Raw genomic sequence first — 9,555 nt, 5'->3', positions numbered from 1 at the left:
AGTGACTGTAACGACTTTCGCGCGGTCGTCATAATCAATAATATCGTATTTGGCAAGCTTTGGCAGGTGGTTCTGAATCAACCCATTATATACGGATTCATAATCTTCGGTAGTGACTTCTCGTGGTGAAATCCCATTTTCGACGCCTCCAATCACCCTCGCAAGATGTCGGACCTCGATATCCTGTTCGTACCCAAATAAAAATAAATAATTTAATACAAGTATTCGCCGTTTATTTCCAAGTATTCCAAGGACATTTGACACGCTACTGGGGTAATGGACAGTAGACGTCATACAGGATCTCCTCGATTTCCAATCAGCGACTTATTTCGATTCTGACCATCGGATTTTTGCAGTTTGTCGTTTTGAATGTACATGCTGTCTGTCACAGGCAGCGCGGGTGCGGTGTCTCCAGCACCGCTCTCGTTTCTGAGGGACCCACGCTTTATACCATCTAGACTCTTCCAGGCCCTTAATTCTAACGTAGTAATTTACTCTGTTAGATAAGTACGGAAGGATACGACTATACGAACTGATGCATATTCGTCACACATGACTAATGAGGAATACACACCGGGTGAAAACGAGGAAGAAATCCTGAATGTTTTGAAGGAAGGGCGAAGTTCATCTCAACCCTGGGGACGAGCGAATCCATTATTCCTACGAGAACAAACCGGTCTAAACAAACAGCAAGTGAATTATGCACTTAACCAACTCATCGCTGCTGGATGGGTGACTAAGGTCACGGAGGGACTTTATGAATTTGTTGACGATCCCCGAAATGGTAACACCTGAATTATTGAATATCATAGCTTTTCTTCAACCCAAGCAGTTGTAATCTTATTTTCCTGCGATTCTGTGGCATCATCGAGGAGGCGGCTACACATAGATAGAACCTGTCGGATATTGCCCTGTGATCTTTGGAGAATTAAATCCAACGCCTCCTCAGAGAAGGGGTCTATCCCCTCATTTTCAGCAGAGGTGACCCTCTCTTGATCTAAATAGTCACGCACCAACTCACAGAGGTTCTCACTAGTAAGCGGTTTTAGAGCAACTTCTTCCCCAATCCGTTCGCTGAATGCGTGGTACTCACTCATCACGTCCTGCCAGACCTCGGGAGCACAACCAAACAGCATGCATAGTCCCGAACTGTTCTGATCCATCAGGTGTCGAATGCTGTTGAGTGTTGCCTGTTCGTCCTTGGGTGAGAGTCGTGCGATGCTCTCGAACTCGTCGACGAAGACGAAAATACCGGTATAGCCGAGTTCGAGCAGCATATTTTTGAGTGCGGTGAAGGCCCGGACACCCATCGTGTCGTCGTCGAGTGCGCTGTGAATTTCCATCTCCTTGCGCTGCTCGTATCGAATCCCCTCTGCGGTGAGCCACTGCCACGCATAGAGATTCGTGTCCTCGTACACCATGTGGATGATGGCACGCGCAAAGTCGGCGAACTTCGTCACATCGCTGAGACGGCGAATCGCCTCGGGGACAATTTCCGAGAGCAGCACGTCGCCGTCATCTATCAGTGACTCCATCCCACTGGCACCGATCGGGTTCGTGTCGGTGATATCTCTCGCCACAGATGCAAGGAACTCGTATGCGAGCTCTTGGAGTCGGTTGAAGCCCAGATCGTATACGAACTCGTGGTAGATATCGAGGAATCCTTCGCCAGGCTGGGCGACATAACCTACGACGACGTCATCGCGATCGCGGAGTAGCGAGCGAGTATACTTGAGCGTATGAGACTTCCCATTCCCATACTTTCCGGTAACCACCAGATGCTTCGACTTCCCAGTAGACAACATCGACGAAACCGTCGAGCTGATCTTGTCCGAAACGTGCTGTTGCCCGCAGTAAATCTCGGGGTCTTCAGCTGGTACTGGACTGTATGGGAAGGGATTCGCGTTCAGGTCGTACTGTGAGTAGTCTTGCTGTTCATCGGTGATCGTGAATGCGTCAGACATTATGTAGCCTCCTGTGAGTATTCGATGTCGCGGTCATGCACCGCGAGGTAGTAGTATTTCTTACCGAACTGTTCAACACCGGCCATGACCTGCTGAGTGGACTGAGATGTGCTAACTAAACCGTCCTCTTCAGAGAGTGCAATACGCTTGATGCCGAGTGCGGCATCCTTTGCGGCCGTATCCATGGGTGCTCCCGACAACTCGAGTTTACCGACGTTCTGTCGGCAGAGCGCGAGCAGCGCTCCGTCGAAATTATCACGAGTGCAGCCAAGTCGTTCACAGGTCTCCTCACGGAGACGCGGAATCGACAGGTAACGCTGTCGCAGGTCAACACCTGCTCTCTCTTCAAGATCGTCGTACACGTCCAATAGTAGGTAATGGAAGTTAGCGGATATCGCCGCCTGGTCTGCCAAGTAGTACTCTCCTGTGAACGCGTTCCGTTGGACTCGGCCCAACCGCTCAGCCCAATCCCCGAGGACCTCCACACTCGTTTGGTTATACGAATATGGGCTGAACTCCTGTGTCTCTTCCAATTGAGTCAGGAGTGTGTCTAACCCAGCGTTTTCGACGTCTTCAAGAACCTCAATGAAGGCCCCGTAGTGAGGACTACGTGTCTCCAGGATTGTGCTTACTTGACCCCAGTCCGCGTCGCGAATTGCACTAAGGAACGACCTACCGACATCAGTCGTCGTGTAGACTGGCTCCTCGCCAGAGTCGTCTTCGTCGAGTAAGGAGATACGCTTCGCTTCGAGGATTGTTTCACGCGCACGGCGGTGACTTACGTCCAATTCGTCCTCGAGGTCCTCAGTTGACTTGCTAACTGCTTCGCAGGCATGAGTCAGTTCAGCCATCCGACTGAGAGTGACTGGCCTTACAGTTGGTCTCTCATCACTCATGTGAGCCTCCGCATCTGTTGCTTCGCGGTTTCGTATGCCCGCTTGGTGACCTCGTTCCCGCTGAAGCGCAAGTCGAGGTACTCCTCAATGTCTCGACCAGATTCGGCGACATAGCGGAAGCGTCGCAGTTCGGTCGCGAGTGCCCAGAGATTATGCTGAGTCAGGGCAGTTCGGTCTTCGCGAATCTCGTCAAGTTCTTTTTTTCCACAAACTGGGCAGGGACAGGGGAGCCTGTTTAACTCCTCGATATTCCGTAGTTCTTCCCCACCGAAGCCCGGAATCAGGTAGTTCCGGTTACCTGCACTACGAATGAAGGCCGAAGAGTCGAAACTGTCGACCCCCAAATAAAGCAGCAGTGGTTGATAGACGAGGCCTCCGAGACCGTACACGTGCAGGTGCTTGTCTGTCGTGTTTCGTGCAGATAGTATCAATTTTGTTACTTTTTTATAATCCGTTCGTATCGGAACCATACTCCCGAGGGCATACCCATCGAATTCGCCGTTTTTCTCCAGGTATTGTATGTTATTCCGAATCGTCTCTGGATCGTAACCATGGACACTCGCGAAGAGAAGTCCATCACCATCGTGTTGATCGCTCGCTTTGAGTGCGTACTCAATGCTTTGGTCGATTCGCCGTTGATTTTCTGCTGCACGGTTCTCTCTTGAGAGAGGAATATCGACTGTACCAAGGATATCCGCATCCAATTTACTCTGGGTATCAAGCGTTTTTGTTGGGGTAGTGTCCACCTCTTTGTTGGCGAAATCAAACCCACCACTGTCGGCGAAAACGATGGTGTCCTCGGGGACGTCCATTTCCTCTCGTAATGTTACACCATTCGATATTCTCTGCCACATTGGATCTCGGTTGCGGATTGATCTCGCGTTGATCATCGCTGCCGAGAACTCTGGGATCGTGCCGACGTACGTCGGTGTATTGTCACTCGACCGCTTCCCGATGTTTCTGACGGGAAAGAGAACTGGGGTGTCCAATTCTCCTCGGGGGAGGTCGAGTTTCCTGCGTCGATACAACATGCCTCCCGCTCGGATAGGCTGTCCTCTTACTTAGTGAATGGGGCGATATAAACCATCATACATCATACATTTGTCCTGAAATAGGAGAACAACTCTTAGGAGCGAAATAACACGTACGGCACTATCTGGTAGTGGAGAATCATTCAGACTCGAATTTCGCTTGTGGTGGTATTTCCTCCACTCGCCGACATAGTTCTTCGATAGATTCCGGGCGAAGAGTATCGACAGTATCGATGTATCGAGCGAAGTTCTTCATATAGTGTCCTTTGAGTCCAATAACGATCGTGCCATGTTCTTTTGCGTCCTCTGTCCGTGCGGGGATGGATTCGATATTGTCAAACTGGTCTTCGACAAGTTCGCGGTTGAAGACCACACCAATTCGATCGGAACGTACCTCCTGAACCATATCGTCGATGTCAATACTGGTGTAGTAGTCCTTCCCGAGGGTAAAGAAGACGACATCGTAATCGGCCTCTCCAAGGAGGTGTCGTAGGTCTTTTTGGATGTCGAGTTTTGCAGATCGCTCTCTTATGTCGCTAACGGTCATTGAACTGAACGTTACCTCGTAGGGTGGGAGATACTCGTCTTCTGCGACAAGGCCAAATCCTGCACTCACAAAGTAGCGGTCGACGTCGTGGCCTTGTCGCATAAGCCATCGAACTGCACTCTTGACGTGGTTTTGCTGGCGTCCAGTGTACAGGTCGCGTGCCGCAATACCTGGCACATTATCACGAGCAAGGAGGTCTTCACGAGAGAACTGAAGAGTTTCCTCTTTACCGAAGATGGGTGCGTCGTCTGGTATTTCCTTCGATCCTGAACACTGGTCGATGACAAGGATGTCCAATCCGTTCTCAATATCGATCTCAGGTGGATGAGGTACAAAGTCGTCACTGGCTGTATAGTTCTGTCCGCAGACATCGAGTATTTCATTTCGCAAGTCTCGGGGGTTGTTATTGGTGTGAACCTCGCAACCGTTTTCACGAGCAGCAGCTACGACTTCTTCGTCAATTTCACCATCCAATGTGTGCACGAAGAGGTGTTGGTACCTGGCTGCTTGTTCACCGACGTTTGCTGCCATACGATCTGGGGCGAACGAGACGATGGACGGAGCTTCTTCCCACCACTCACTCACGCCGTTCGCATCTAGTACACCAACCTCTGCGACCGGAAGGTCGTGTGTCTGGGCCCAGAACGAGGAGTGTTTGTCGCGAAGATAGTCTTCAACAGTTTCGTAGCCACTGAGCGCCGCACCACCTAGGGTCGCGACGAGGATCTTCGGAAGGTCTTCTTCGAATTCATCGTAGAAGCGTCGTGTATTGTGAAACCCTCGTCTCCGATTCCGATCGTTCCCCCGGAAGATGCAAACCTCGATACCGTTATCTCTACAGATTGGACAGTCACATTTCTCCCACGGACGACTTCGAAGGGTATCTTGATACTCTTGGAGCAGGTCGTCGTCGCCGATCCAAGTAGCGTAATCCCGGACAATCGCCCAGACTCGATCATAGTCACTGACTACGTACGGTTCGTCCAAAACGGTCTTTGCGTGTGGGAACCCCTCAAATACGTCTACCGCTGTGCTCAGTAGTTCGTCGTACTCCTCGAACGGAACTGGGGCAGTCGGGGTATCTTCCCGTAGAAGTTTGACTAACTTACTACGGAGATTATCACTGAAGCTCGCCTGCAGCTCGCGGCCATACTCGAAATCCTCTCGGAACGCTCTTTCTATGTCCTGTAGGAGCGACTCATCATACTGATCATCGTGGCGGTGTTCCAAGAGATATTCTCTCGTCGCTGGAAGCACCGTCTCAGCCTGTTTGTACCAATTCTCGAGAGCATTACGAATCGAATCTCCTGTATCGTATGCTCGGAGTGCCACCAATGTTTCACGACCGCGTAGGGACGTTTCAACAGCTTCGTCGAGATCGTCCCGGCTCGATGGATAGCGAACTCGAATGGCATCGTAGCGTTCGCCGTTATCAAGACGATAATTCTGTCCACCGGTCCACGCCGAACGAAGCATACTCGCGCTGTCGAAACTGGTCATCCCCGACCGACCAATCGTCTCGAACGCCTCAGTCTTCGCGAAGCCGAAGACGTGGGAGTCGATGCGGGTGTTGTGTTCTCGTTCGAACTGCTTGATCGTCTTCCCGACGCTCTTGACGATTCCACGAACGTCGTGAACTGGGCTACCTGCGACTCCCCCGATTCCGAGGTAGTCATAACCCATACCAAGCACTTCCTCGGTGGCCTTACTGTATGAATCAGGGTTCCATCCCTGGATAGCGACCATCAGTCGGAACGGATAGTCACGACGCTGGTAGAGGTCATACATCTCTCGGGCGTTCCGCAGCGTCAGATCGTAGCGGAACTCGGCGTCGTGTTCGCGATAGACCGCACGTGAATCCTGTGCGAGACGGGACAGAACGGTATCAATGTCTCCCCGAAAGTCCTCAGCGATGAACGGCTCAACTTCTATATCGAGATCAGTACGAATCGTTGGCTCGTACTCGTCGACATATGAGGGCCATTCATCTGGCCATTCCTCGATCATAACGTCAACGACATCGGTGATGCGATCGGGGATGTCGCCTTTGTTGAGTGCCCCACTGAACGCGCATTCGTCAAGATAGAGCCGCCCCTTGTCCTTTCCCGACCCTAGAACGAGGTGGTCGATAGTGACGCCGACAGTAACGTCCAGCGTCTCGTAGAAGTCGAGCATATCCTCGTTCCCGTACGGTGGGAAAGGGAGCGACTTGTACCCCCAAGCCCCGCAGTCACTAATCGTCGGTAACCAATTCGGGATAGAAAGTACGGGGTCATCGTAGACACCGTACTGGGCTAGTCGCTCAGCTTTGCGGTTTGTCTCTTCGACCTGTTCGCGAGATATGAGGACCCCGTCTACTGGTGTGGTTTCGGGCTCGAAAATGTCCCAGATATAGTCCAAATCGCGCTCTTGACGGTTCAAGCTAGAGAGTTCGTCGTGTTCGAAATCATAGTGGGAGTCGACTGCGTCGTCCCACTCAGGTACGTAGAACCGCACGTTAGATAGTCACCAGTAGTAGCGATGGGAGGGCATCGTATAAATCCGTTTGAAGTCCCTCACTCTGTAACTGGCACTAACTAACCGAAGTCAGATAGTGTAGGGCCAGTATGAATCTGTATCAAATCCCACTGGTCAGGGTACTCTGCCTCAACTTGCTCAAAAACACCGTCGCCGAGCTCGGTCAGAACGTAACTACTCGACCGAATCTTCGCGAGCTCCAGGTGGACTAACCACTTGTAGTGTACTTTAGCACGTGGTACCCACGAACTCTCACTATCGACATCGGGGTAGAGATGGTCGATTCGTTCACTGAACCTCTGTGCCGCTGGTGTGTCTTGAGTTGTCGGAACGGTTTCAACTGTGAGTTGATGGAGAACTGCCAGCATTGGCAAACGATGTTCATAAAAAATAACCATCCAGAGAAGAGCCTGTTCGGTACACGATAGCGAATCTTTCACTCCGACGCCTAACTTTGCTCCTGTATGACTCTGCTGCAGTGCAGGTTCATACGCATCGGTCAGCCATCCCCCTCTTTCAGTTAGTTCGCCCTCATCCAGAAGGTCAAGCAGTTCCAAGAGTCGAGTCACGTGCTGAACTTTTTTTGACCCCACGACGCCTCTGTTGAAAGCTAATGTCCGCAAATCAGCATTCGGCTCACGCCGTCGCAACTCAAGCAACTCGCAAGCTAGCGGAAGGTCGTCCCAATCCGGCTGAACCGTCTCTAGGTGACTGACTGACGACGTTTCCACGACTATTGGTTCTAATTTGCCAACCGCAATATAATTTCCTTACGTGATTAGAGGCAGAGTGGGAATGCTATCGATAATACTTAGTGAATACTGGGAGAATCTCTTGGTATGCATCTTGAACAAGAATCGGTCTCCGATCTTACTGAGTCTGGTGAGAGAACACTATTCGTAGGAAAGGACAACCCGATCCGAATCAGCACCGGGCATCGCCTCCTCCACCACGATGGGAAATGTAGCCGTCCACACGGACACAACTACGAAATCTCGGTTGAGGTCACTGGATCTCTCACCCAGGATGGCTGGGTCGTAGACAAAGGGGATATTACCTCAGTAATAGATGATTGGGACCACCGCTTCCTCCTCCAGAAGGACGACCCGCTCATCGACGCCTTCGAGCAGAGCGGCGACGGTGATTCACTCGTTGTTCTCGAACACCCACCGACCGCGGAAGTGATGGGGCTCATCTTGGAACGGAAACTCCTCGAGACACTTCCAGAGTCAGTCTCAGACATCTCAGTGGCGGTGCGGGAGACATCGGAGCTCTGTGCGGGGGAAACACACTGATGCCAGTCAGTTCGACAACTGATGAGCAGCCAGCGGACGATTTCGATGGTGCAGCACTGCCGGTCAACGAGCTCTTCTACTCGCTCCAGGGCGAAGGGAAGCTCACCGGGATGCCATCGGTGTTCGTCCGCACCAGCGGATGTAATCTCCGGTGTTGGTTCTGTGACTCCTACCACACCTCCTGGGAGCCCACCCACGCCACAATGAGCGTCGACGACATCGTCGAGGAAGTCCAGTCACACGACGATGCCGGCCACGTCGTCCTAACTGGTGGTGAACCGCTTATCCACGATGACGCGGTCACGCTTCTCGAGCAACTCGACGATCTCGGCTACCACACTACCGTTGAAACCAACGGCACCATCCACCGTGACGCCCCCATCGATCTGGCAAGCATCAGCCCGAAACTCGCCTCCAGTACACCCACCCCTGAGAAAGACCCCAAGGGCGATGGCGAGTGGGCAGACCGTCATGAAGAACGGCGCATCGACCTCGATGCACTCGGCGCACTCGTCGACGACTACAACGCACAACTCAAGTTTGTCGTCACTGGCCCCGATGACCTGTCCGAGATCGAATCCCTCCTCGCTGACGTCCGATCGACGGCAGCGAGTCGGATCTCGGATTCCGACGTGCTGCTGATGCCCGAGGGGACGACTCGAGACGAACTCGATGCCCGCCAGAATGAGGTCGCTGACCTCGCGATGGAGTACGGCTACCGGTACACGCCCCGCTTGCACGTCGACCTCTGGAACGACGCCCCCGAAACGTAACATGACGAGTACGCACTCTCAATTAGCGACTGACGAGGTAGAATCAGACATCGACTACGAGAAAGCCCAGCGCGGTGTTCGTCTCCTGTTAGAGGCCGTCGGTGAGGACCCGAACAGTGACGCGCTCGCGGAGACCTGGCAGCGCCGTGTCCCAGACGCATTCGCGACACTCACCGAAGGCCAACGGGAGGTCGCGAAGCCGACGATGCGGACCTTCGACACCGAGACGACTGATCTCGTTGTGAAAACCGCAATTCCCGTGTATTCGCTGTGTGAGCACCACTTGTTGCCATTCTTTGGAACAGTCCATGTGGCGTATCGGCCGACAGACGAGGTGGTGGGGCTCTCGAAGCTGACTCGGTACGTCCGCTGGCAGTCACGACAACTCACGATGCAGGAACAGCTGACGAACGATATCGCATCAGGACTCAAAGAGGAACTCAACGCAGCTACCGTCTTTGTTGAAATGAACGCAACGCACCTCTGTGAGGCGATGCGCGGCGTCGAAACGGAAAGTACCACCACCACTAGG

At 52.5% G+C, this 9,555-nt stretch carries 9 protein-coding genes; 4 read left to right on the top strand and 5 right to left on the bottom strand.

What is annotated here, in order from left to right:
• Positions 1-294: DUF7344 domain-containing protein (locus tag BLR34_RS17295; RefSeq protein WP_449271826.1), on the bottom strand; the 294-nt coding region annotated here is incomplete at its 3' end.
• Positions 295-552: 258 nt separating this feature from the next.
• Here BLR34_RS17295 and BLR34_RS16085 point away from each other — a divergent pair.
• A complete protein-coding gene (locus BLR34_RS16085) occupies positions 553-795 on the top strand; it encodes a MarR family transcriptional regulator (protein WP_092704873.1) in 243 nt (80 codons plus the stop codon).
• A gap of 11 nt (positions 796-806) precedes the next feature.
• On the opposite strand, the gene BLR34_RS16080 is transcribed toward BLR34_RS16085, so the two are convergent.
• The 4 genes from BLR34_RS16080 to BLR34_RS16065 all read right to left on the bottom strand — a co-directional run bounded on the left by BLR34_RS16080 (position 807) and on the right by BLR34_RS16065 (position 6,934).
• A complete protein-coding gene (locus BLR34_RS16080) occupies positions 807-1,964 on the bottom strand; it encodes a BREX system ATP-binding domain-containing protein (protein WP_092704871.1) in 1,158 nt (385 codons plus the stop codon).
• Positions 1,964-2,860 carry a hypothetical protein gene (locus BLR34_RS16075; RefSeq protein ID WP_092704869.1) on the bottom strand — a complete coding sequence of 299 codons (897 nt, stop codon included), beginning with the start codon at positions 2,858-2,860 and terminating at the stop codon, positions 1,964-1,966. Before BLR34_RS16075 ends, BLR34_RS16080 begins: the two co-directional genes overlap by 1 nt.
• On the bottom strand, positions 2,857-3,891 hold the full coding sequence (locus BLR34_RS16070) for a tRNA-guanine transglycosylase (RefSeq protein ID WP_092704867.1): 1,035 nt from the start codon (positions 3,889-3,891) through the stop codon (positions 2,857-2,859). Before BLR34_RS16070 ends, BLR34_RS16075 begins: the two co-directional genes overlap by 4 nt.
• A gap of 139 nt (positions 3,892-4,030) precedes the next feature.
• Positions 4,031-6,934, bottom strand: a complete 2,904-nt coding sequence (locus BLR34_RS16065) for a DUF6884 domain-containing protein (RefSeq protein WP_092704866.1) — start codon at positions 6,932-6,934, stop codon at positions 4,031-4,033.
• An 860-nt stretch (positions 6,935-7,794) separates the two neighbouring features.
• On the opposite strand from BLR34_RS16065, the gene BLR34_RS16055 reads away from it, so the two are divergent.
• From BLR34_RS16055 to folE, 3 genes are all read left to right on the top strand, one after another.
• Positions 7,795-8,250 carry a 6-pyruvoyl trahydropterin synthase family protein gene (locus tag BLR34_RS16055; protein ID WP_092704862.1) on the top strand — a complete coding sequence of 152 codons (456 nt, stop codon included), beginning with the start codon at positions 7,795-7,797 and terminating at the stop codon, positions 8,248-8,250.
• Positions 8,250-9,023, top strand: a complete 774-nt coding sequence (locus tag BLR34_RS16050; protein WP_092704860.1) for a 7-carboxy-7-deazaguanine synthase QueE — start codon at positions 8,250-8,252, stop codon at positions 9,021-9,023. Before BLR34_RS16055 ends, BLR34_RS16050 begins: the two co-directional genes overlap by 1 nt.
• Before the next feature lies 1 nt (position 9,024).
• Positions 9,025-9,555 (top strand): GTP cyclohydrolase I (gene folE / locus BLR34_RS16045; protein ID WP_092704858.1); only part of this gene is annotated, 531 nt, incomplete at its 3' end.

Origin of the sequence: Halovenus aranensis (genome assembly GCF_900100385.1) — an archaeon.
Taxonomy (GTDB): Archaea; Halobacteriota; Halobacteria; order Halobacteriales; family Haloarculaceae; genus Halovenus; species Halovenus aranensis.
This window is presented reverse-complemented; position numbering and strand designations above follow the sequence as displayed.